Origin of the sequence: Rhizobium sp. K102 (assembly GCF_022385315.1) — a bacterium.
Classification (GTDB): Bacteria; Pseudomonadota; Alphaproteobacteria; order Rhizobiales; family Rhizobiaceae; genus Rhizobium; species Rhizobium croatiense.
Genome location: NZ_CP092436.1, coordinates 2,725,394 through 2,746,510, shown reverse-complemented (window position 1 = coordinate 2,746,510; position 21,117 = coordinate 2,725,394). Strand labels below are relative to the sequence as shown.

The 21,117-nt window shown below is 63.0% G+C and carries 19 protein-coding genes and 1 pseudogene; 10 read left to right on the top strand and 10 right to left on the bottom strand.

Annotated elements, in window-relative coordinates:
• Window positions 1-111: 111 nt before the first annotated feature.
• From MHI61_RS19580 to MHI61_RS19560, 5 genes are all read right to left on the bottom strand, one after another.
• Complete coding sequence (locus MHI61_RS19580; protein ID WP_239790168.1) at window positions 112-1,485, bottom strand: glutamate--cysteine ligase; 1,374 nt, start codon at window positions 1,483-1,485, stop codon at window positions 112-114.
• A gap of 147 nt (window positions 1,486-1,632) precedes the next feature.
• Window positions 1,633-2,370, bottom strand: a complete 738-nt coding sequence (locus MHI61_RS19575; RefSeq protein ID WP_239790167.1) for a 16S rRNA (uracil(1498)-N(3))-methyltransferase — start codon at window positions 2,368-2,370, stop codon at window positions 1,633-1,635.
• A gap of 132 nt (window positions 2,371-2,502) precedes the next feature.
• On the bottom strand, window positions 2,503-4,002 hold the full coding sequence (locus tag MHI61_RS19570) for an inorganic phosphate transporter (RefSeq protein WP_239790166.1): 1,500 nt from the start codon (window positions 4,000-4,002) through the stop codon (window positions 2,503-2,505).
• Between the two features lie 62 nt (window positions 4,003-4,064).
• Window positions 4,065-4,577 carry an NUDIX hydrolase gene (locus tag MHI61_RS19565; RefSeq protein ID WP_239790165.1) on the bottom strand — a complete coding sequence of 171 codons (513 nt, stop codon included), beginning with the start codon at window positions 4,575-4,577 and terminating at the stop codon, window positions 4,065-4,067.
• Window positions 4,578-4,952: 375 nt separating this feature from the next.
• A complete protein-coding gene (locus MHI61_RS19560) occupies window positions 4,953-5,849 on the bottom strand; it encodes a LysR family transcriptional regulator (protein ID WP_239790164.1) in 897 nt (298 codons plus the stop codon).
• 159 nt (window positions 5,850-6,008) lie between these two features.
• Between MHI61_RS19560 and MHI61_RS19555 the strand changes: the two genes are divergently transcribed.
• The 4 genes from MHI61_RS19555 to MHI61_RS19540 all read left to right on the top strand — a co-directional run bounded on the left by MHI61_RS19555 (window position 6,009) and on the right by MHI61_RS19540 (window position 10,717).
• On the top strand, window positions 6,009-7,448 hold the full coding sequence (locus MHI61_RS19555) for an FAD-linked oxidase C-terminal domain-containing protein (protein WP_239790163.1): 1,440 nt from the start codon (window positions 6,009-6,011) through the stop codon (window positions 7,446-7,448).
• On the top strand, window positions 7,445-8,644 hold the full coding sequence (locus MHI61_RS19550) for an FAD-binding protein (protein WP_239790162.1): 1,200 nt from the start codon (window positions 7,445-7,447) through the stop codon (window positions 8,642-8,644). Before MHI61_RS19555 ends, MHI61_RS19550 begins: the two co-directional genes overlap by 4 nt.
• Before the next feature lie 275 nt (window positions 8,645-8,919).
• Window positions 8,920-10,230, top strand: a complete 1,311-nt coding sequence (gene glcF / locus MHI61_RS19545; protein WP_239790161.1) for a glycolate oxidase subunit GlcF — start codon at window positions 8,920-8,922, stop codon at window positions 10,228-10,230.
• Window positions 10,231-10,276: 46 nt separating this feature from the next.
• On the top strand, window positions 10,277-10,717 hold the full coding sequence (locus MHI61_RS19540; RefSeq protein WP_239790160.1) for a hypothetical protein: 441 nt from the start codon (window positions 10,277-10,279) through the stop codon (window positions 10,715-10,717).
• A gap of 23 nt (window positions 10,718-10,740) precedes the next feature.
• Here MHI61_RS19540 and MHI61_RS19535 read toward each other — a convergent pair whose 3' ends face one another.
• The 3 genes from MHI61_RS19535 to MHI61_RS19525 form a co-directional block, all read right to left on the bottom strand.
• Window positions 10,741-11,415: an outer membrane beta-barrel protein gene (locus MHI61_RS19535; protein WP_222138886.1), complete on the bottom strand. Its 675-nt coding sequence runs from the start codon at window positions 11,413-11,415 to the stop codon at window positions 10,741-10,743.
• A 122-nt stretch (window positions 11,416-11,537) separates the two neighbouring features.
• Entirely contained in the window at window positions 11,538-12,224 is a 687-nt protein-coding gene (locus MHI61_RS19530) for a L,D-transpeptidase (RefSeq protein WP_239790159.1), read from the bottom strand.
• A gap of 135 nt (window positions 12,225-12,359) precedes the next feature.
• Window positions 12,360-13,106: a L,D-transpeptidase family protein gene (locus MHI61_RS19525; protein WP_239790158.1), complete on the bottom strand. Its 747-nt coding sequence runs from the start codon at window positions 13,104-13,106 to the stop codon at window positions 12,360-12,362.
• 227 nt (window positions 13,107-13,333) lie between these two features.
• Between MHI61_RS19525 and MHI61_RS19520 the strand changes: the two genes are divergently transcribed.
• Window positions 13,334-13,963, top strand: a complete 630-nt coding sequence (locus tag MHI61_RS19520) for a DNA-3-methyladenine glycosylase I (RefSeq protein ID WP_239790157.1) — start codon at window positions 13,334-13,336, stop codon at window positions 13,961-13,963.
• Window positions 13,960-14,466 (top strand): hypothetical protein, encoded by a 507-nt coding sequence (locus MHI61_RS19515; protein WP_239790156.1) that lies wholly within the window; start codon window positions 13,960-13,962, stop codon window positions 14,464-14,466. The genes MHI61_RS19520 and MHI61_RS19515 overlap by 4 nt, the downstream gene beginning before the upstream one ends.
• Before the next feature lie 127 nt (window positions 14,467-14,593).
• Here MHI61_RS19515 and MHI61_RS19510 read toward each other — a convergent pair whose 3' ends face one another.
• Window positions 14,594-15,298: an HAD family hydrolase gene (locus MHI61_RS19510; protein WP_239790155.1), complete on the bottom strand. Its 705-nt coding sequence runs from the start codon at window positions 15,296-15,298 to the stop codon at window positions 14,594-14,596.
• Between the two features lie 271 nt (window positions 15,299-15,569).
• Here MHI61_RS19510 and MHI61_RS19505 point away from each other — a divergent pair, with 271 nt between their 5' ends.
• Window positions 15,570-16,619 carry an aldo/keto reductase gene (locus MHI61_RS19505; protein WP_239790154.1) on the top strand — a complete coding sequence of 350 codons (1,050 nt, stop codon included), beginning with the start codon at window positions 15,570-15,572 and terminating at the stop codon, window positions 16,617-16,619.
• Between the two features lie 77 nt (window positions 16,620-16,696).
• Here MHI61_RS19505 and MHI61_RS19500 read toward each other — a convergent pair.
• A pseudogene (locus MHI61_RS19500) lies at window positions 16,697-17,436 on the bottom strand (hypothetical protein).
• Between the two features lie 137 nt (window positions 17,437-17,573).
• Here MHI61_RS19500 and hisS point away from each other — a divergent pair.
• The 3 genes from hisS to hisG all read left to right on the top strand — a co-directional run bounded on the left by hisS (window position 17,574) and on the right by hisG (window position 21,085).
• On the top strand, window positions 17,574-19,097 hold the full coding sequence (gene hisS / locus MHI61_RS19495) for a histidine--tRNA ligase (RefSeq protein ID WP_239790153.1): 1,524 nt from the start codon (window positions 17,574-17,576) through the stop codon (window positions 19,095-19,097).
• A gap of 174 nt (window positions 19,098-19,271) precedes the next feature.
• Complete coding sequence (locus MHI61_RS19490) at window positions 19,272-20,393, top strand: ATP phosphoribosyltransferase regulatory subunit (protein ID WP_239790152.1); 1,122 nt, start codon at window positions 19,272-19,274, stop codon at window positions 20,391-20,393.
• Entirely contained in the window at window positions 20,390-21,085 is a 696-nt protein-coding gene (gene hisG / locus MHI61_RS19485) for an ATP phosphoribosyltransferase (protein WP_239790151.1), read from the top strand. Before MHI61_RS19490 ends, hisG begins: the two co-directional genes overlap by 4 nt.
• The last annotated feature ends 32 nt before the right edge of the window (window positions 21,086-21,117 follow it).

The following is a 21,117-nucleotide window of genomic DNA, read 5'->3' as shown; positions in this document are numbered from 1 at the left end:
CACTATATCCGGAAAAGGTAATGTGCAAACCGCTTTTTGCCATAAGAACTTAAAGCCGTTCCGGCAAACGTGCGCGGCGTTTTTCCGAACCCGATAAAAACCTCGGCAGGCTCAGTACTGATAGTCCTCGAAGACCGGTTCGACGGAGCCGTTCCAGCGGCCGTGATAGAGCGACAGCAGATCCTCGGCGAGCGTCGCCTTCTTGGCGAGCACCTCGTCGAGCGGCGCCAGGAAAATGCTTTCGTCCTGGCCTTCGCGGTTGAGCTTGCCGCGCGTCTTGAGGCCGGTCCTCGATATGCCGACCACCTCGCGTGCCACGTCGAGCAGCGCATGCCCGCGAAACTGAGCCTTCAGCCCTTCGGCGGGGACGGCGTCGCGCAGGGCAGCGATCTCGGCAAAGCTCCAATCCTTGGTCATCTCGTCGGCAGCCTGAAGGGCCGCATCATCATAGAGCAGGCCGACCCAGAAGGCCGGCAACGCACAGATGCGCCGCCACGGGCCGCCGTCGGCGCCGCGCATTTCGAGGAAACGCTTCAGCCGCACGTCGGGAAAGAGCGTCGAAAGATGGTTCGTCCAGTCGCCCATCGTCGGCGCCGGATCGGCGACCTCGCCCTTCAGCGCGCCGTTCATGAACTGGCGGAAGGTGACATGGGTGCAATCGTGATAGCGGCCGTCGCGGACGATGAAATACATCGGCACGTCGAGCGCCCATTCGGCATAGTCGCGGAAACCGAAATCGTCGCGGAAGGTGAAATCGAGCAGGCCCGAGCGGCGGTTGTCGGTGTCGCGCCAGATATCGCCGCGCCAGGAGAGCAGCCCGTTCGGCTTGCCCTCGGTGAAAGGCGAGGATGCAAACAGCGCGGTCGCCAGCGATTGCAGCTTCATCGAGACGCGCATCTTCTGGCGCATGTCGGCTTCCGAGGAAAAATCGAGATTCACCTGGATCGTGCAGGTGCGGTACATCATGTCGAGACCCTTGCTGCCGACCTTCGGCATGTAGCGGGTCATGATCTCGTAGCGTGATTTCGGCATGTGCGGCGTCTGCGCATAGGTCCATTTCGGACTGCCGCCGATGCCGAGGAAGCGGATGCCCATCGGTTCGGCGATTTCGCGCAGTGTCGCCAGATGCTGGTTCGATTCCCGGCAGGTTTCATGGAGCGTCTCCAGCGGCGCACCGGACAGTTCGAACTGGCCGCCTGGCTCGATCGAGATCGCCCCCATGCCGCTCTGCTCGGCAAGGCCGATGATGTTGCCGCCGTCGATGATCGGCTCCCAGCCGCTCTTTTTCTGCAGGCCGGTGAGCAAGGCCGAAATACTGGCCTCGCCGAAATAGGGAACCGGGCTGTTGTCGGCGCGGAAGAAGGCGAACTTTTCATGCTCGGTGCCGATCCGGAAGCGCTCCCGCGGCTTGTTGCCCGCGGCGATGTAATCGGTCAGATCCTGGACCGAAGAGAGCGGCGTCTGGTCGGTAGTGTCGCGGGCCATGCGGGATACCTGTATTCAAAAATGCGCCCAGGGGGCCGGGCAACTGGAAGGCTGATTAGGACCCAAGCCACCCATGTTGCAAGTGAAATTCTTTCAACGACGCATCAAAAAAATAGCAGCGATTTCCATGTCAACCCGTTTTCAGCGTTAGTTCCAGTCGCCGATTGCCGCCTGCACTACGGCGAGCGCCGCAACCGCTGCCGTGTCGGCCCGCAGGATGCGCGGTCCAAGCGGGATGGCGGTAACGAAATCAAGGCTGCGAAGCCGTGCGCGCTCCTCTTCCGAAAAGCCGCCTTCCGGCCCGACGAGCAGTGCAAGATGCTTTTCCCGGATCCCCGACAGCACCGGCAGCGGGTTCTGCCCGGCCTCGCCCTCGTCGCAATAGATGATGCGACGCTCCTTCGGCCAGCGGTCGAGCAGGTCGGAGAGCTTCACCGGTTCTGCCACCTCGGGAATCCCGAGAACGCCGCATTGCTCGGCCGCCTCGACGACATTGGCGCGCAGCTTGTCGAGATTGGTGATCTTGCCCTGAACATGCTGGGTCATGACCGGCTGCAGTAGGCCGGCGCCCATTTCCACCGCCTTCTGCACGAGATAATCCATGCGGCCGACCTTGAGCGGCGCAAAGAGGTAGTGCAGGTCGCAGGTGGAGGGCTGCGGCCTCGTCTCTTCGATTGCCGTCAGCAGGATGCGTTTGCGCGTGGGAAAGGTGAGGCTGGCTTTCCACTCGCCGTCACGGCCGTTGAAAAGCAGAATCTCGGCATCGGCCTCCATCCTCAGCACATTGGCGAGATAGTTGAACTGCTCGGCGCTCGCCTCTACGACGGCGCCGGCAGAAAGCGGCGCATCGACGAAAAGACGTTGCATGCGAAAATTGGCGCGCATTGAAAAAACTCGCGGGGGTTCAGAGCATGATGCCGAAATGTGGGAGCGGTCTTCGGACGGCATCATCTCTAACTCTTTAATTTTAGGCCAGGATTCGGACTTTGGGCCTAGCGGGCCCAAAACCATCCTGTTCTAGACGAAGAGCGCGAACATAGCCCAATAAATCACGGCGGCAAGCGCTCCCGAGACCGGCACGGTGACGATCCAGGCGGCGACGATCGTCATGAAATGCGAGCGGCGCACGAGATAGCGCCGGCGCTGCTCATGGATGTTCGGCTCCTCCGGCTCGTCGATATCGAAGCTCTCGGCCTTGCGCCTGATATAGGCGATGCGGCGCTTCGAATGGCGCGTATACCATTCGCGGAAGAAGCCGACGCCGAAGACGGCGCCGACAGCGATATGCGTGGTGCTGACCGGCAGGCCGAGCCAGGAGGCGACGATGACGGTGAACGCGGTCGACAATGCGACGCAATAGGCCCGCATCGGATTGAGCTTGGTGATCTCCTCGCCGACCAGGCGAATGAGGCGCGGTCCGAACAGCAGCAGGCCGACGGAGATGCCGAAGGCGCCGATCAGCATCACCCAGAGCGGCGGATGCCCGACGCCGTCGACGCCGCCGATGCCGACCGAGTGGACGATTGCCGAAAGCGGCCCGACGGCGTTCGAAACGTCGTTTGCGCCATGCGCGAAGGAAAGCAGCGCCGCCGAGCCGATCAGCGGCAGCCGGAATAGCACCCGCAGCGAGCTGTTGCGGTTTTCGAGGTCCCGCGCCTGGGCGAGGACGAGCGGCCGGGCGGCGAGCCAGCTGACCAGCCCGATGCCGATGCCGATCAGGATGACGGTGAAAGACGGAAACCGGCCGGGCGGCGACAGCTGCAGCACCATATAGGCCATGAAGCCGCCGGCCATCACCGCGACCAGAACCGGCACCCAGCGCTGAGCCGCCGCGATCTTGTCGTCGCGATAGATGATCAGGCTCTTGACGAGGTAGAGCAGGCCGGCCGCGATCAGCCCGCCGATCAGCGGCGAGGTGATCCAGCTCGAGGTGATCTCCAGCATGACCCGCCAGTTCACCGGCTCCGTCCCGACGGCCGAGATGCCGGCACCGATCACGGCGCCGACGATCGCATGGGTGGTGGAAACCGGCGCGTTCATCCAGGTGGCGAGGTTGATCCAGAGGGCCGCCGCCATCAGCGCCGCCATCATGATCCAGCCAAGTATCGCCTGCGGCACCTGCACGGCGTCGACGATGTTGGAGGAAATCGTCTTGACGACCTCGCCGCCGGCGATCGTGGCGCCGAGGACCTCGAAAATCGCGGCGATGATGAGTGCCTGGCCCATCGTCATGGCGCGCGCACCGACGGCCGCACCGACATTGTTGGTCACGTCGTTGGCGCCGATATTCATCGCCATGTAGCCGGCAAGGGCCGCCGCCGCCACGACGAGCATCGCTCCCGGGCGGTCGAACACATAGACACCGGCAAAGATCATCGTCAGGCCGACGAAGATCAGCCCGAGACCAGGCGCCACCAGCCGCCGCAAGACGTGCTTTGCCGCATCCTCGGCATGGGTGATCTTGTCGAGGTCCTTGTCGAGCGTGCGTTTCGTGAGAACGGCGGGACGGGGCGGCATTCTTTTTTCCAACTATGAATCTGCTTTTACGCTGCCTTTTTAGCAGCGCAAGATGGCAGGATTCATTCCGCCGGAATTTGCTTTGCCGCTTTGGCCGAAAGCCGCTCGGTCATCTTGCGCTTGAAGGCGAGGAAAAGGCCGCGTAGCTCCGGTTCGCGCACCCGCCCGGTCGCTTCGTCGAGCGAGACCCATTCGATGCGGCGCTCGCCTTTTTCTTTGAAATTCTTTGCCATGTCGGTGACTTCGAGCGCATAGACCTGCACCTTGCAGACCACCTGCACCCCGTCGCGCAACACCTTCGGATAGGTGTAGGCACCGAGCGTCTCCGTTTCGGCGACGCCGCGGACACCGGCTTCCTCGAAGGCTTCCTGCGCGGCGACCTCATGAGCGCATCTCCCGTTCATCGGCCAGCCCTTGGGGATGACCCAGCGGCCGGTGTCGCGGCTCGTCAGCAACAACACTTCGACCTCACCGCTCTTCTTCTTCACCCGGTAACAGATCGCACCATATTGCTGTCGCGGCGGCCGCCGAAACATCAGTTGCACATCGGATGCCAATCGGGCGAGAAGAGTCAATTGTCGGGTCACCTTCGCAGTGGTTGTTAGGAATCACTCATATACGTGTATCACGAAAAGCTTACGCAATCCAAAGCCTCAGACGATCCGAAACGCGATTTGATCGCTGTTTCATTAAGGGAAATCGAGCTGGGGCAGGCTCAGAAATCCGTCACGTCCTGTCTCGAATGCGTCACATTGCACAGGTGTACAATATGGCTTCGTCCGGACTCCTAATCAATGGCGGCATCAATTGTTCCACTAGGATTTTTGTAAATGTGGTAACTTTGCCTCTCAATGCCGTCCGTGCCTTCCAGGCCGTCATGGCAGCAAAGCCGCCGAAGAGCTGAACGTGGTTTCGTGCGTCGGCATGGTGGCGAATGCCGTGCTGAAGTGTCAGCGCTCCCAATAGGGAACCGGCCCGTAAAGTTCGGTGAGATAGTCGATGAACAGCCGCACTTTGGCCGGCAGGAACTGCCGGCTGGGATAGACGGCCGACAGCGTGACATTGTGCGAGCCTTCATAGGCCGGCAGCACCTGCACCAGACGGCCGGCTTTGAGTTCTTCGCCGATATCCCAGGTGGAGCGCAGCGCGATCCCGAGGCCGGCGATGACGGCCTCGCGTATCACTTCGCTGGAATTGGTGACCAGCATGCCTTCCGGCCGCAGGCTGAGCGCCCCGCTCGGCCCGTTCAGCCGCCAGGTGTCGCCATTGTGTGCCGGCAGGCAGCGATGGTGTTTCAAATCGTCGATATCACGCGGCTCGCCATGCGCCGAGAGATAATCCGGCGAGGCGCAGAGCAGCCGGCGCACCGGTGCCAGTCGCCGGGCGACGAGGCTGGAATCGGTGAGTTCCGCGATACGGATCGCCAGATCGAAGCCGTCGCCGACGATGTCGCTGAATTCGTCGGTCAGCACCAGGTTGATCGCCAGCTCCGGATGCGCCTGCATGAACGCCTTCAGGTGCGGCGCGATATGCATGCGGCCGAAGGAGGTCGGCGCCGAGATCTTCAGCGTCCCGTGCATCTGCGCCGCGCGGCCGGAAATATAAAATTCCGCCTCTTCCAGCCCGGCAAGGATGCCGAGAACGCGGTCGTAGAAACCCTGGCCGGCCTCCGTCAGCGAAATCTGCCGCGTCGTGCGCTGCAAAAGCCGGGTGCCGAGCCGGTCCTCCAGCCGCTTGATGCGCTTGGAGACGACGGCCGGGGAAAAGCCGAGCATGCGCCCGGCAAGCGACATGCTTCCCGTCGAAACGACCTTGGCAAAGATTTCGAGATCACCCAGATTGGTCATAAGCTTTTGTGACTTTTTCCCCTTTTGGCATAAGTGCTTAGCATTTGCGCCCCTATTGGGAAAGTGCTAAGCCGATCTCACGGCGGCAGGCAAGATACGACACCCGTTCCCGCCGTCGTCTTCCCGTCGTCATCTTTCCGGGAGGCCAGGGAGAAGGCCATGTCCGACGCCATTCCGTTTCTTGCGCCCCGCGCCGATGTCCTGGCCCGGCGCTCTCAGATCGTCGCCGATCTCACCGATCTGCTGCCGCCGGAATGCCTGGTTCATGAGGCGCGCGAGCTGGTACCCTTCGAGACCGATGCCTTCGTTTCCTATCGCCGCCTGCCGCTCGCAGTCGCCCTGCCGCGCACCACCGCCGAGGTTTCGGCCGTCATGCGTTATTGCCACCGCTATGGCGTTCCCGTCGTGCCGCGCGGCGCCGGCACTTCGCTTTCCGGCGGCGCCATTCCGCAGGAGGATGCCGTCGTGCTCGGCCTGTCGAAGATGAACCGCATCCTCGAGATCGATCTGCCGAACCGCGTTGCCGTGGTTCAGGCGGGCGTCACCAATCTCAATATTTCCGACGCCGTCGCAGCCGACGGGTTTTTCTATGCGCCCGATCCGAGTTCGCAGCTTGCCTGCACTATCGGCGGCAATATCGGCATGAATTCCGGCGGTGCCCACTGTCTGAAATACGGGGTCACCACCAACAATTTGCTCGGTGTTAGGATGGTGCTGGTCGACGGCACGGTGATCGAGCTCGGCGGCAAGGCGCTGGATGCGGGCGGCTATGACCTGCTCGGTCTCGTCTGCGGCCACGAAGGCCAGCTCGGCATCGTCACCGAGGCGACGGTGCGACTGATCGCCAAGCCGGAAGGCGCGCGCCCGGTGCTCTTCGGATTCGAAGCTTCAGAAGAGGCCGGCGCCTGTGTCGCCGATGTCATTGCCGCCGGCATCATTCCCGTTGCGATCGAATTCATGGACAAGCCGGCGATCGAGATCTGCGAGGCCTTCGCCCATGCCGGCTATCCCCTCGATGTCGGCGCGCTGCTGATTGTCGAGGTCGAGGGATCGGAGGCTGAGATGGACGCCATGCTGAAGGACGTAGTCGACATCGCCCGCAACCACGGCGTCAAGACCGTGCGCGAATGCCAGTCGGCCACCGAAGCGGCGCTGATCTGGAAGGGCCGCAAATCCGCCTTCGGGGCCACCGGCCGCATCGCCGATTATATCTGCATGGACGGCACCGTGCCGCTCAGCCAGCTGTCGCACGTGCTGAAGAAAACCGCGGAAATCGTCGATCACTACGGCCTGCGGGTCGCCAATGTCTTCCATGCCGGTGACGGCAACATGCATCCGCTGATCCTCTTCAACGCCAACGATCCGCAGGATGCCGCCCGTGCCGAAGCCGCCGGCAACGATATCCTCAGGCTCTGCGTCGATGCCGGCGGCTGCCTGACCGGCGAGCATGGTGTCGGCATCGAAAAGCGTGACCTGATGCGGCACCAGTATTCGGAGGCCGATCTCGCCCAGCAGATGGCGGTGCGCGCCGCCTTCGATCCCGGCTGGCTGCTCAACCCGTCGAAGGTCTTTCCGCTGGAAGGACGCCCCGCCGCATGATTGACCTGATGCCGACGAGCGAGGAACACGCGGCGGCGATCGTCCGCGCACATCAGGAGATGAACCGGTCACTCGCGATCTGCGGCGGCGATACGCGCTCGGGTTTCGGCAATGCCGTTGCAGCCGAAGACCGGCTGCGATCGACCAGGCTTTCCGGCATCGTCGCCTACAATCCCGGCGAGATGGTCATGACAGCCCGTTCGGGTACGCCTCTTGCCGAGGTCGAGGCAGCGCTGTCCGAAAATAGCCAGATGCTCGCCTTCGAGCCGATGGATCATCGCCCCATCATGGCCAGGTCGGGCGAGCCGACCATCGGCGGCGTCTTTGCCGCCAATGTCTCTGGCCCGCGCCGCCTCATTGCGGGCGCTGCCCGCGACAGTTTGCTCGGCGTGCGCTTCGTCAACGGCAGCGGCGAGATCATCAAGGCCGGCGGCCGGGTGATGAAGAATGTCACCGGCCTCGATCTCGTCAAGCTGATCGCCGGTTCGCACGGCACGCTGGGTTTTCTGACCGAAGTCACCTTCCGCGTGCCGCCGCGCCCGAAGACGGAACGGACGGTGGTTCTCTCGGGCCTCAACGATGCCGAAGCGGCCAGCGCCATGGCGACGGCGATGGCGCTGCCGGTCGAAGTCTCCGGTGCGGCCCATCTGCCTTTGACGGTGACGTGGAAATTCCTCGCCGGCAAATTGCCCGAGGGCGAGGCGACAGTTCTGCGCATCGAAGGCTTGGCTGGCTCTGTCGACGTGCGCGTCGAAAAGCTTGCGACGGCAATGTCCGCCTTCGCCACGGTCACGCAGCTGGATGAGAGGGAAAGTCAGAGGCTTTGGCGAGAAATCCGCGATGTGCTGCCTTATGCCGACGGCACGGGGCGGCCGGTCTGGCGCGTCTCGGTCGCCCCCGGCACCGGTCATCAGCTCGTCGCAGCGCTCCGTCTCGAAGCCGGTGTCGATGCCTTTTATGATTGGCAAGGCGGCCTCGTCTGGATGCGCATGGAAGCGGAGCCGGAGGCCGAACTGATCCGCCGCTTCGTCAAAGGGCTCGGCGGTGGTCATGCGACGCTCATTCGTGCATCCGCTGCGGCGAGGGCGACAACGGCCGCTTTCCATCCCGAACCCGAGGCGGTGGCAATGCTGTCACGGCGGGTGAAGGAGAAGTTCGATCCGGCTGGGATATTGAATCCCGGGAAGATGGGGTGAGAGGTAATATGGCTTTGTGCGCGGGTCACCCCCCTCTGTCCTGCCGGACATCTCCCCCACAAGGGGGGAGATCGACAAGGGGTTGGGCCATCGCCCCCTATCTGGCTCGTCGTCGTCACAGCACGTTTGTTGTTTGGGGAAGCAGTCAATCCCATCCGATCTCCCCCCTTGTGGGGGTCCGAAGGACGGGTCGAGACCTGTGGCTCGACCCCGGGTCCGGCAGGACAGAGGGGGGTATTTCAGGCACAGCGGCCCCGAAGCGAAGGCCCCGCTAGATGCAAACCAACTTCACCCCCGCCCAGCTCCTCGACCCCCATGTCGCCGAATCCGAGCAGATCCTGCGCAAATGTGTCCATTGCGGCTTCTGCACCGCCACCTGTCCCACCTATGTGACGCTCGGCAACGAGCTCGACAGTCCGCGCGGCCGCATCTATCTGATCAAGGATATGCTGGAAAACGGCCGGCCCGCCGATGCCGAGGTCGTCACCCATATCGACCGCTGTCTTTCCTGCCTTGCCTGCGTCACCACCTGTCCCTCGGGTGTCGACTATATGCATCTGGTCGATCACGCCCGCGCCCATATCGAAAAGACCTACAGGCGCCCGCTGATGGACCGGCTGACGCGCGCTCTCCTGGCGGCCGTGCTGCCCTATCCCGGCCGTTTCCGCCTGGCGCTCCGTCTCGCCCGTCTTGGCCGACCCTTCGCCGGCCTGATGCGCGGGGCGGCACTCAAACCCTTTGCCGCCATGCTGGCGCTCGCGCCGCGGCGCCTGCCCGCCGCCTCGGACTTCGCAAAACCCGGCAGCTACCGGCCCGAGGCGGAGCGGCGCGGCCGAGTGGCGATCCTGACCGGCTGCGCCCAGCCGGTGCTTGATCCCGCCATCAACGCGGCGGCGATCCGGCTCCTGACGCGGCTCGGTATCGAGGTCGTGGCGCCGGAAGGCGAGGTCTGCTGCGGCTCGCTGGTCCACCACATGGGTCGCGCCGAACAGGCGCTCGAAAGTGCGCGGATCAACGTCGACATATGGACGCGCGAAATCGAGACGCAGGGGCTCGATGCGATCATCATCACCGCTTCGGGCTGCGGCACGACGATCAAGGATTACGGCCACATGCTGCGCCTCGACCCCGCCTATGCGGCAAAGGCGGCCAGGGTCTCGGCGCTGGCAAAGGATATCACCGAGTATCTGGCAACGATCGAGCTGCCGGCCCATATGCCGAGGGGCATTACGGTCGCCTATCATTCCGCCTGTTCGATGCAGCACGGCCAGCGCATCACCCTTGCGCCGAAATCCTTGCTGAAAGCGGCGGGCTTTACGGTGCGCGATCCGGCCGAAGGCCATCTCTGCTGCGGTTCGGCCGGCACCTACAACATCATGCAGCCGGAGATATCGGCGGCGCTGAAGGCACGCAAGGTCAGGAATATCGAAGCGACCAAGGCAGACATCATTGCCACCGGCAATATCGGCTGCATCACCCAGATCGCCACCGGCACTGCTATCCCGATCCTGCATACGGTCGAGCTGCTCGATTGGGCCTATGGCGGCGCTATGCCGGAAAAATTAACAGGTTTGCCATTAGGCTGAAGGGAATGCAGCCGGCCCATTCGGGCCGCTCTCGGGAGGTCGGGCGATGTGGCGGGGAATGATTATACTTGCGGGACTGCTCGCGGCGGCAGGCGCGGCCCATGCCGACAGCCGCTTATTCTGTTCCGCCGATGACGCGCAAGCGCGTTTTACCCTCGAAAGCGGTTTCGCAAGCGATGCCGGCCACAGGCTCAACCATTTCCGCGGCGCGCTTATTGTCAAGGATTCCGCGCAAGCGCCGGCCTTCGCAAAACGCGTGTTCGAATCGCAGCATCTGAGCAACCACTGGGCGCGCGATGGCGAGCTGCTCCTGGAAGTCTTTGATGGCGGCGGTGACGATGCCGAAGGGGCAACGCTCGATCTGGTGGTGGTCGCTGGCGTGCGCGGCAAGCCTTCGGCAAATTTCGGCGGCACCTATTCCCTGACGATCGAGGGCGGCAGCAAACCTTACGCCGCCGAGGGCAAGGTCAGCTGCGGCACGAAATAGCGCCGCAGCCGAAGTTCAATTCATTACCAGTGGAACGAGACGCCGACATTGACGGCATTCGTGAAGATGTTGGTCTTCAGCCGGTCGCCGCTGTCGATCGGAACGTCGACGCGCGAATAGGTGCCCTTGTATTCGACGAAGGTCGACCAGCGCTCGGTCACCTTGAAGTCGACGCCAGCCTGCGCCTGCAGCGTCACGCCGCCGAATTCATAAGCCCAGGTCTTGCCTTCGGGGCGAATCACTTCGACATGGGGAATGTTCACGCCGATACCGGCGCCGAGGTAGGGCGTCCAGCGGCGAGCCGGATCCTGGAAGCGATAGAGACCGTTCACAGTGAGAAGGTTCAGGCCGTCGGTGAATTCGAAATGCGACCAGCCGGCCTTGGCGAGCGTGTCGTCGTCGGCATAAACCTTGTCATGGGTAAAATCGAGCGAGATACCCCAGTTCGGCTTGTTGAAATCCTCGAGCCACCAGGTGACGCGAGCGCCGTAATAGGGCGGCGCGCCGAAGGATTTGCCTTCCCAGCCGGCGGTAAAACTCGTGCCGTCGGAGACGTCGACGCCGCTATGCGGCGCGGTCTGATAACCGCCGTAAATGGAAAATTCCAGGTCTTCCGCCGAGGCGGAAGCTGCCGAACAGAATGTGAAAAACGCGATGCCCGCAAGCAGGGAGGCGGAAGAACGCAGCGCATATGTCATTGAATAGCCCCGATATTGCAAATATGTCGACTCTTAGGCACCTCTGCCAGCTTTCCGCCGCAAAGTCCAAGAGAAATAAAAGGCGCTTCTAAAAAGCGCCCTCGTTTTTTAGCAGGTGTTGCTCAGCCGCCGAACATGGTGCGCAGCACGTCGATGCCCCTGTCCTCGAACGCCACCTTGCCCTGCTTGTTGCCGGGACCGATGACGATCACCTTGGTGCCGACGGCCGCGCGATCGTAAAGATGCATCACGTCCTGGTTCATCATGCGGATGCAGCCGGAAGACATGTTGAGGCCGATCGTCCAGGGCTGATTGGTGCCGTGGATGCGGAAGATGGTGTCGCGGCCGCCCTGGTAGAGATACATGGCGCGGGCGCCGAGCGGATTGTCCTCGCCGCCTTCCTGGAAAGCGGGAATGATGTGGCCTTTGGCGGCTTCGCGGCGGCGCATTTCGGCCGGCGGCGTCCAGCTTGGCCATTCGGCCTTGCGGCCGATCTTGACGATACCCGACCAGCCGAAGCCGTCACGGCCGACGCCGATACCGTAGCGGGTGGCGCGGTTGTTGCCTTCGACGAGATAGAGATATTTGTTGTTGGTATCGATGATGACGGTGCCGGCCGCTTCCGTCGTCACCAGGCGCACTTTCTTGCGCTTGAACTGCGGCTTCACATATTTCGGCATCTGCGCAGCGCGCACGACCTGAGCCGGGCGCTGTGTGTTGTCGGAGCCGGCCGGCGCTGCAAAGGCGGACGTGGACATCAAGGACAGAACAAGTCCGGCCGCGGCCAGACCTGGCATCAATTTGATCATGATTGATTCCCCTCAAGCAAATTCGCCCGAAACTACATGAACTTCTGCCTGATTCAAGATCGGCCCGGCCGGATAAAGCAATTTCGGCAAAGGAAACCGCCTGTTCTTGCGGCTTCCAAGATAATGTATGTGCCGTTACATGACGATGACGCGGGTTCCGACGCTGACGCGGTCATAGAGATCGACGACGTCTTCGTTGCGCAGCCGGATGCAACCGGAGGAGACGGCGCTGCCGATCGACCAGGGCGCATTGGTGCCGTGGATGCGGTAAAGCGTCGAGCCGAGATACATGGCGCGGGCGCCGAGCGGATTTTCGGGGCCGCCATCCATGCGCGCCGGCAGGTAATGGCCCTTGGCGGCTTCGCGGCTGATCATCTGGGAAGGCGGCGTCCAGTCCGGCCATTCCTGCTTGCGGGTAATTTTGTGGGCGCCGGCCCATTCGAAGCCGGGCTTGCCGACGCCGACGCCGTAGCGCCGCGCCTTGCCGCCCTCCATCACCAGATAGAGAAAGCGATTGTTGGTATCGATGACGATGGTGCCGGGCTTTTCCTGGGTGTCGTAATCGACCATCTGCGGCAGGAATTGCGGCTCGATCGGATGGCGGATCGCCGGGATGCCGGGGTTGATCACCGAGACGGTCTGCGGTGCCGGCCGCGGCGCCTGGCGGATGACGCGGCGCTGGAAAAGGCCGCGCTGCTGCGGCTGGACGACCGGCCGCTGGTAGACCACGGGGCGAACCTTGCCGCCGAGCTGGTTGATCCATGGCGCCGTCAGATCAGGGCTGAGCACGACAGGCGGGCGGGTGGCGTAGCGGTCGTCGGCAAGGGCGGCCGTGGAGAAGGCGCCGACGAGGGCTGCGGCAAGTACAAGCTGTTTCATCATCGGACGAACTCTCTACAAATGGCCGAAATGCGCGGGCGCGACAGGCCCGCTCGCAAGGACGCTGCCACCTGATCCGCCAGCGAATGGTAAAGATCGATTTCTGAAAAGCCGACCGATCGGATAAACTTTTCGTCAGGGTTACCGTTCGGTTTGGAAAGACGGTTTGCAAATGGTAAAGCCGGAATCATGACCGGAAAACGAAACGGACCCCGGCAGAATGAAGGATCATGAGCGAGACAGGCATCATCATCGGCGAGGACGGCAGGAGCCGTTGCCACTGGCACGCCAATCTGCCCGATTATCTCAAATATCATGACGAGGAATGGGGCCGCCCTGTTACCAACGACATCCGCCTCTTCGAAAAGATCTGTCTCGAAGGCTTCCAATCCGGCCTGTCCTGGCTGACCATCCTGCGCAAGCGGGAGAATTTCCGCGCCGCCTTTGCCGGCTTCGATTTCGACAAGGTGGCGCATTTCGGCGAAGCGGATGTCGATCGCTGCCTTGCCGATGCCGGCATCATCCGCCATCGTGGCAAGATCGTCTCGACCATCAACAATGCCAGGCGCGCCATCGCGCTGCGGGACGAATTCGGCTCGCTCGCCCATTATTTCTGGGGTTACGAACCCGGCCACAACGAGCGGCCGGCCGTGGTCGACCGCGACCATATCCTCGCCAATCCGACGACGCCGACCTCGGTCATCATTTCGAAGGATCTGAAGAAGCGTGGCTGGACCTTTGTCGGCCCGACCACAGTTTATGCTTTCATGCAGGCGATGGGCCTCGTCAACGATCATCTGGAGGGCTGCTTCTGCCGGTCCGAGGTGGAGGCGATGCGCGCTGTCCTGGTTCGACCATGAAAGATCTGTCCGTGAAAACATCGATTGCTGCCCTTGCCCTGTTCTTCCTGCCGACCCCAGCCGTGGCGCAGACGCCGCAGCTCGATCCCGGCGAGAAGCTGGAGAAGCTGCAATTCCCCGCTGTCACCATGCAGCTCAAGGGCTGGACGAAATTCGGCAACAGCCATGTCTACACGCTGCCGGTGCGCGCCGGCCAGCACATCAAGATCAGCTTTGCCACCAAGAGCAAGTTCGCCTTCCTGGCGATTTTCGACCTGTCGAAGCCCGATGACGAGGCTTTCTTCGGCACCGACGAAGACGGCATGAATTTTCAGACGACGGCGAAGGAAAACACCACCTGGCTGCTGCGCCCCTATTATTCCAAGGTCTCGCCGCGCCGCGGCCTCGGCGCGCCTTTCAGCATCCTGATCGAGCCTTTGGCCGCCGCTCCGCCGCAGCCGAAACCGCCGGCCGAGCCGGAGCAGCCGTCGCTGTTTCCGAAGGCGCCGCCCAAGCCGCAATAGAGCATGTCTCGCAAAAGTGTGCAGCGGTTTTGCGATAAAGACATGCGTAAAAACAAAGACCTAAAGCGTGCCAAGCGAATCTGAAAGATCGCGACACGCTTTAGGGCAGGGCCGAACGGCCGGCCGCTTATGCCAGCCGGTCGATCAGCTCGCGCAATTCGCCGAGATGGCCGATCTTGCGGAAACGCGGCGCTTCCGTCGGTTCGTCCACATGTTCCAGCACCCAGGTGAGTTCGTGCGGCACGAAGACGCCGAAGCTGCCGGCCGCAATCGCCGGCACGATATCCGATTTCAGTGAATTGCCGACCATCATCGCCCGCTCCGGTCCGTCACCGACCTTGGCGAAGATGCGGCGATAGGTGACGGCGGTCTTGTCGGAAACGATCTCGACCGCATCGAAGAAGTCGCCGAGGCCGGATTGGGCAAGCTTGCGCTCCTGGTCGAAAAGATCGCCCTTGGTGATCATGACGAGCAGATATTTGCCGGCAAGCGCCTCGAGCGTGTCGCGCGCATGCGGCATGGTCTCGACCGGGTGGGACAGCAGGTCTCGGCCGGTATCGAGGATCTTGGCGATGACGCTGGCCGGCACCTTGCCTTCGGTAATCTCGATCGCCGTCTCGATCATCGACAGCGTGAAGCCCTTGATGCCGAATCCGTAGTGGCGAAGGTTGCGTTTCTCGGCTTCCAGCAGCCGGTCGGAAATCTTCGGTCCTTCGGCGAAATCGGCAAGAAGCTTGGTAAAATGCGCTTCCGTCAGTCGGTAATATTGTTCGTTCTGCCAAAGCGTATCGTCGGCATCGAAGCCGATCGTTGTCAGTGCTCGCGTCGTCACATGCGCACCTCTTGAATCTTTGCCGGCAATCTATCGGCCGCCTGTGTCGAGACAAGGGCTGTGTCATGACAAGGGCTGCGTCGGGCGAGGGCGTTCGCTGCTGGCGCGGCAAGCTGTGGCGTTGAAAAGCGCCGCCGTCGCACTACATCGAATCGGCCTTACCCTGCAGCCAGCCACGGCTGTGCCTGTCGCGCGCAGGCCAATAATCAAAAAATGAAGTTCTGAAGTTCGCAAGCCCCTCTTGCGGCAGACACAAAGGATTTTTTCGACCATGCGTTACAATCAACTCGGAAATACGGGACTTTTCGTCTCGGAAATCTGCCTGGGCACGATGACCTTCGGCGAGGCCCAACCGGGCAGCATGTGGGGCGCCATCGCCGATGTCGACCAGAACGCCGCCGACCGGATCGTCGAGCGCTCGCTGGCGTCAGGCGTCAACTTCATCGACACGGCGGACGTCTATTCATCCGGCGAATCCGAAAGGCTGCTCGGCCAGGCGCTGAAGAATCTCGACGTGCCGCGCAAGGACGTCGTCATCGCCACCAAGGTCTATGGCGTCATGGGCGACAAGCCGAACGACCGCGGCGCCTCGCGCGGCCACATCATGGATTCCGTCGAGGCGAGCCTCAAGCGGCTGCAGACGGACCATATCGACCTCTACCAGATTCATGCGACCGATACGGTGACGCCGATCGAGGAGACGCTGCGTGCCCTCGACGATCTCGTTTCGCGTGGCCTTGTCCGCTATATCGGCGTCTCCAACTGGCAGGCCTGGCGTATTTCCAAGGCGCTCGGTCTCTCCCAACGGCGCGGCTTCGCCCGCTTCGAGACGGTGCAGGCCTATTATTCCATCGCCGGCCGCGATCTCGAACGCGACATCGTGCCGATGATGCAGGAGGAAAAGCTCGGCCTGATGGTCTGGTCGCCGCTCGCCGGCGGTCTCTTGTCCGGCAAATATGGTCCCGGCGCGCCCGGTAATGGCGAGGGTCGCCGCGCCAGTTTCGATTTCCCGCCGGTCGACCGGGACAGGGCCTGGGCCTGCGTCGCCGTCATGCGCGAGATCGCCGAAAAGCATGGCGCCGGCGTCGCCACCGTCGCGCTCGCCTATATTCTCGCCAAGCCTTTCGTCACTACTGTCATCATCGGCGCCAAGCGTGTCGATCAGCTCGACCAGAACCTCGCCGCCGTCAGGCTGAAGCTCGACGACGAGGATATGAAGCGGCTCGACGAGGCGAGCGCCCTTGCCCCCGAATATCCGGGCTGGATGCTGTCGCGACAGGCCGCCGGCCGCCGGCCCGCCGATTTCGAGCCGAAGGGCTGAGCAAAATTGTTGCAGAACGCCGGGTATCCCCGGCGTTCTCAGTTTGTTTGGAAACCTTGCTCCTGCGGTCTGGTGTCTCACCATGCGGCAATGACCTTATGCTCGATCCGGTAATCCCGGCTTTCCTCGCCGAGCGGCGCGACCGGCCATGTCCAGGTGGCTTTCGCCGGCGGCGGCAAGACGCCGTGCAGCAGGTCGGCCTCCTCATGCGTCCTGCCGTTGCGGTCGATGACGGCATAGGTGATGTCGGTCACCAGGCAGCTGCGGCAGGGAAGTTCCGAAAGCCCGCCAGATGCGCTCCGATCAGCCTTTCCACCGTGTCGGCAGGCATTCCGGCCTCGTAGCGCCGTTTCACGCCCCGGCCGATCTGCGACAGGAGATTGGCCGAAACCACGAAATCGAGATAGGGCACCGAGCGCAGGAAGCCGAGCGGCTCCGGCTCTCTGCCGGCGGCGAGCTCGTCATAGCCGGAAAGATCGCGCTCGATCAGCCGGATATTGCGATAGGCCTTGGCCGATAGCCGCACCGAGGCGAGATGGACGAGATCGACCAGTACGACGGTGTCGAACGCTCGCGCCAGTTCCGCGATCGGCACGTCGCGCAGCAGGCCGGAGCCGAGCACGACGGCGGTCCGCTTCTGCCTGAGATCGGCCGTCGCCGCACGGATCGCATTGCGGCTCATCTCTTCATGTTCGGCCCATTCGGCGGCGCAACGACCGGCGCGCGACCAGAGATTGACGGAATAGCGGACGAACTTTCGATGCGCCTTGCCGGTCAGCGGCCATGTTGCGGCATAGAGAAGCGCTTCAGCGATCATGATGCATATCCCGCGTTTCGGATGGATACCCTCGTTCCATCGATTCTTGCAGCGACATCAAGACCCCTGCGCCCTTGCCGCTCCCCGCCCAATCCGCTAGGACACCGCCACTGTCACAGTCAGCGGAATTCCCGGAAATGAACGACAAGCAGAAGAAACCGCAAAAGCTCAAGGCCCGCCTGCCGCGCGGCTTCGTCGACCGCACGGCCGGCGATATCCGCGCCGTCAACGAGATGACGGCAAAGATCCGGGAAGTCTATGAGCATTATGGTTTCGACCCCGTGGAAACGCCGCTGTTCGAATATACCGATGCGCTCGGCAAGTTCCTGCCCGACAGTGACCGGCCGAACGAGGGCGTCTTCTCGCTGCAGGATGACGACGAGCAGTGGATGTCGCTGCGTTACGACCTGACGGCGCCGCTTGCCCGCCATGTCGCCGAGAATTTCAACGAGATCCAGCTTCCCTATCGCACCTATCGCGCCGGTTACGTCTTCCGCAACGAGAAGCCAGGCCCCGGCCGCTTCCGCCAGTTCATGCAGTTCGATGCCGACACCGTCGGCGCGCCGGGCGTCCAGGCCGATGCGGAAATGTGCATGATGATGGCCGATACGCTTGAGGCCCTCGGCATCAGGCGGGGCGACTACGTCATCCGCGTCAACAACCGCAAGGTCCTCGACGGCGTGCTCGAGGCGATCGGCCTCGGCGGCGACGACAAGGCCGGCCAGCGGCTCAACGTGCTGCGCGCCATCGACAAGCTCGACAAGTTCGGCCCCGAAGGTGTCGCCCTGCTGCTCGGCCCCGGCCGCAAGGATGAATCCGGCGACTTCACCAAGGGCGCCGGCCTTGACCAGGCGCAGATCGACAAGGTCCTGTTCTTCGTCGGCATCGAGGACTATGCCGAAAGTGCTGCCCAGCTCGCCGACCTCGTTGCAGGAACGTCGAAGGGTGGCGAAGGCGTCGAAGAACTGAATTTCATCGGCGCGCTGGTTAAGAGCGCCGACTACCAGTCCGACCGCATCAAGATCGATCCCTCCGTCGTGCGCGGCCTCGAATATTATACCGGCCCGGTCTATGAGGCCGAGCTGAGCTTCGACGTCACCAACGAGAAGGGCGAGAAGGTCGTCTTCGGCTCGGTCGGCGGCGGCGGCCGTTATGATGGCCTGGTCTCGCGTTTCATGGGCCAGCCGGTTCCGGCGACGGGCTTTTCGATCGGAGTCTCCAGGTTGATGACGGCGCTGAAGAACCTCGGCAAGCTCGGCGCCAGCGAAGTGATCGAGCCGGTGCTGGTGACCGTCATGGACGGCGATGTCGAGGCGATGGGCCGCTATCAGAAGATGACCCAGGAACTGCGCGCCGCCGGCATCCGCGCCGAGATGTTCCAGGGCAACTGGAAGAAATTCGGCAACCAGCTGAAATACGCCGATCGCCGCGGCTGCCCCGTCGCCATCATCCAGGGCGGCGACGAACGCGCAACCGGCGTCGTGCAGATCAAGGATCTGATCGAGGGCAAACGGCTTTCCGGCGAGATCGAGGACAATGCCAGCTGGCGCGAAGCCCGCGTGGCGCAGGAGACGGTCCCGGAAGCCGACCTCGTCGTCAAGGTGAGGGAGATCCTTGCCGCGCAGGCGGAAGATCGGAAGAGGGCGGGCGATGCGCAATAAACCCCTCCCCAACCCCTCCCCACAAGGGGGAGGCGCTTCAAGTGGCGCCGCTGTGCCCAGCTCGAGGTTCGTTTCGCCGACGCCGCTCTCGATTTATATCGACGCTGGCCGCCGGTTAGTCCCTCCCCCTTGTGGGGAGGGGTTGGGGAGGGGACTTTTCCCAGGAGCTACACCATGCCCCTGATCAACCTCCCCGAATTCTCCGCCGAGCTGCTTGCCGAATTCGACGCCCGCAAGGCCGAGCGCATCGATACGCCGGTCATCCAGCCGGCCGAGCCGTTCCTCGATATCGCCGGCGAGGATCTGCGTCGCCGCATCTTCATGACCGAGAGCGAAACCGGCGCCAGCCTCTGCCTGCGTCCCGAATTCACCATTCCGGTCTGTCTGCGCCACATCGAAACGGCGACCGGCACGCCGAAGCGTTACGCCTATCTCGGCGAGGTCTTCCGCCAGCGCCGCGACGGCGCCAATGAATTCTACCAGGCCGGCATCGAGGATCTCGGCGATATCAACATACCGAGCGCTGACGCCCGGGCCATCGGCGATGCCACCGGCATTCTCGCCCGCCTGCTGCCGGGCCGGCGCCTGTCGGTGACGCTGGGCGACCAGGCGGTGTTCGAGGCGGTCGTTCAGGCGCTCGGCCTGCCGCTCGGCTGGCAGAAGCGGCTGATCCATGCCTTCGGCAACATGACGCAGCTGGAAGCGCTGCTGGCCGGTCTCGTCAGCCCGCAATTCGTCACCGGGCTGGACGACGATATCGCCAGGCTTATCGCATCAGGCGACGAACAGGCGCTGATCGCCCATATCGAGCAGGAAATGCAGGCGACCGGCTATTCGACCAATGCCAGCCGCTCGCCGCTGGAGATTGCCCGGCGGCTCAAGGAAAAGCTCATTCTGTCCGAGACGCGCCTCGACGATGCGGCCTTCCATGTGCTGGAAGAGTTCCTGTCGCTCGACGTCCCGCTCGTCAATGCGTCCGCGGCGCTGGCCGGTTTTGCCGATGCCGCCGGCCTGAAACTCGGCAATGCGCTCTCCCGCTTCAATGGCCGCGTCGGCGCCCTTGCCGATGCCGGCGTCGATCTGTCCTGCCTGGATTACCGCGCCGCCTTCGGACGGCCGCTCGATTATTACACCGGTCTCGTCTTCGAGGTGACGGTAGAGGGATCGAGCGCGGTTCTGGCCGGCGGCGGCCGCTTCGATAAACTGCTGACCTTCCTCGGCGCCACGGACCGCATTCCGGCCGTCGGCTTCTCCTTCTGGCTCGACCGCATCGAAACCGAAAGGGCAGCCGCATGACCATCACCATCGCGCTTCCCTCCAAGGGCCGGATGAAGGACGATGCTTCGGCGATCTTCGAGCGGGCCGGCATGACAATTACGGCCGTCGGCAACGGCCGCTCCTACCGGGGCCGCGTGGAAGGCTGGGATGATGTCGAAGTGGCCTTCCTTTCGGCCTCCGAAATCTCCCGCGAACTTGGCAACGGCACCGTTGATTTCGGCGTCACCGGCGAGGATCTGATGCGGGAAGGTTTTGCCGAGGTCGACAAACGCGTCGAATTCTGCGCCCGCCTCGGCTTCGGCCATGCCGATGTCGTCGTCGCGGTGCCGGAGATCTGGCTGGATGTCGAGACCATGGCCGATCTCGGCGACGTCGCCGCCGATTTCCGCGCCCGCCACGGCCGCCGCCTTGCCATCGCTACCAAATACTGGCGCCTGACCCAGCAGTTCTTTTCGAGCCAGCACGGCATCCAGCTTTACCGCATCGTCGAGAGCCTCGGCGCCACCGAGGGCGCGCCGGCCGCCGGCTCGGCCGATATCATCGTCGATATCACCTCCACCGGCTCGACGCTGCGCGCCAACCATCTGAAGGTGCTTCAGGACGGCGTCATCCTGCATTCGCAGGCCTGCCTTGTGCGCGCCCGCAAGGAAAGCCATGCCGACGAACCAGTCGTGCAGGCGATTATCGAAGCGGTGCGCGCCGCCCTCTGATCTCCGCCAGCAATGCACACGAAAACCCGCCG

Coding starts and splice junctions, on each gene's coding strand:
- MHI61_RS19580 (WP_239790168.1), bottom strand. CDS start 1,485: ATGGCCCGCGACACTACCGACCAGACGCCGCTCTCTTCGGTCCAGGAT.
- MHI61_RS19575 (WP_239790167.1), bottom strand. CDS start 2,370: ATGCGCGCCAATTTTCGCATGCAACGTCTTTTCGTCGATGCGCCGCTT.
- MHI61_RS19570 (WP_239790166.1), bottom strand. CDS start 4,002: ATGCCGCCCCGTCCCGCCGTTCTCACGAAACGCACGCTCGACAAGGAC.
- MHI61_RS19560 (WP_239790164.1), bottom strand. CDS start 5,849: ATGACCAATCTGGGTGATCTCGAAATCTTTGCCAAGGTCGTTTCGACG.
- MHI61_RS19555 (WP_239790163.1), top strand. CDS start 6,009: ATGTCCGACGCCATTCCGTTTCTTGCGCCCCGCGCCGATGTCCTGGCC.
- MHI61_RS19550 (WP_239790162.1), top strand. CDS start 7,445: ATGATTGACCTGATGCCGACGAGCGAGGAACACGCGGCGGCGATCGTC.
- glcF (WP_239790161.1), top strand. CDS start 8,920: ATGCAAACCAACTTCACCCCCGCCCAGCTCCTCGACCCCCATGTCGCC.
- MHI61_RS19540 (WP_239790160.1), top strand. CDS start 10,277: ATGTGGCGGGGAATGATTATACTTGCGGGACTGCTCGCGGCGGCAGGC.
- MHI61_RS19535 (WP_222138886.1), bottom strand. CDS start 11,415: ATGACATATGCGCTGCGTTCTTCCGCCTCCCTGCTTGCGGGCATCGCG.
- MHI61_RS19530 (WP_239790159.1), bottom strand. CDS start 12,224: ATGATCAAATTGATGCCAGGTCTGGCCGCGGCCGGACTTGTTCTGTCC.
- MHI61_RS19525 (WP_239790158.1), bottom strand. CDS start 13,106: ATGATGAAACAGCTTGTACTTGCCGCAGCCCTCGTCGGCGCCTTCTCC.
- MHI61_RS19520 (WP_239790157.1), top strand. CDS start 13,334: ATGAGCGAGACAGGCATCATCATCGGCGAGGACGGCAGGAGCCGTTGC.
- MHI61_RS19515 (WP_239790156.1), top strand. CDS start 13,960: ATGAAAGATCTGTCCGTGAAAACATCGATTGCTGCCCTTGCCCTGTTC.
- MHI61_RS19505 (WP_239790154.1), top strand. CDS start 15,570: ATGCGTTACAATCAACTCGGAAATACGGGACTTTTCGTCTCGGAAATC.
- hisS (WP_239790153.1), top strand. CDS start 17,574: ATGAACGACAAGCAGAAGAAACCGCAAAAGCTCAAGGCCCGCCTGCCG.
- MHI61_RS19490 (WP_239790152.1), top strand. CDS start 19,272: ATGCCCCTGATCAACCTCCCCGAATTCTCCGCCGAGCTGCTTGCCGAA.
- hisG (WP_239790151.1), top strand. CDS start 20,390: ATGACCATCACCATCGCGCTTCCCTCCAAGGGCCGGATGAAGGACGAT.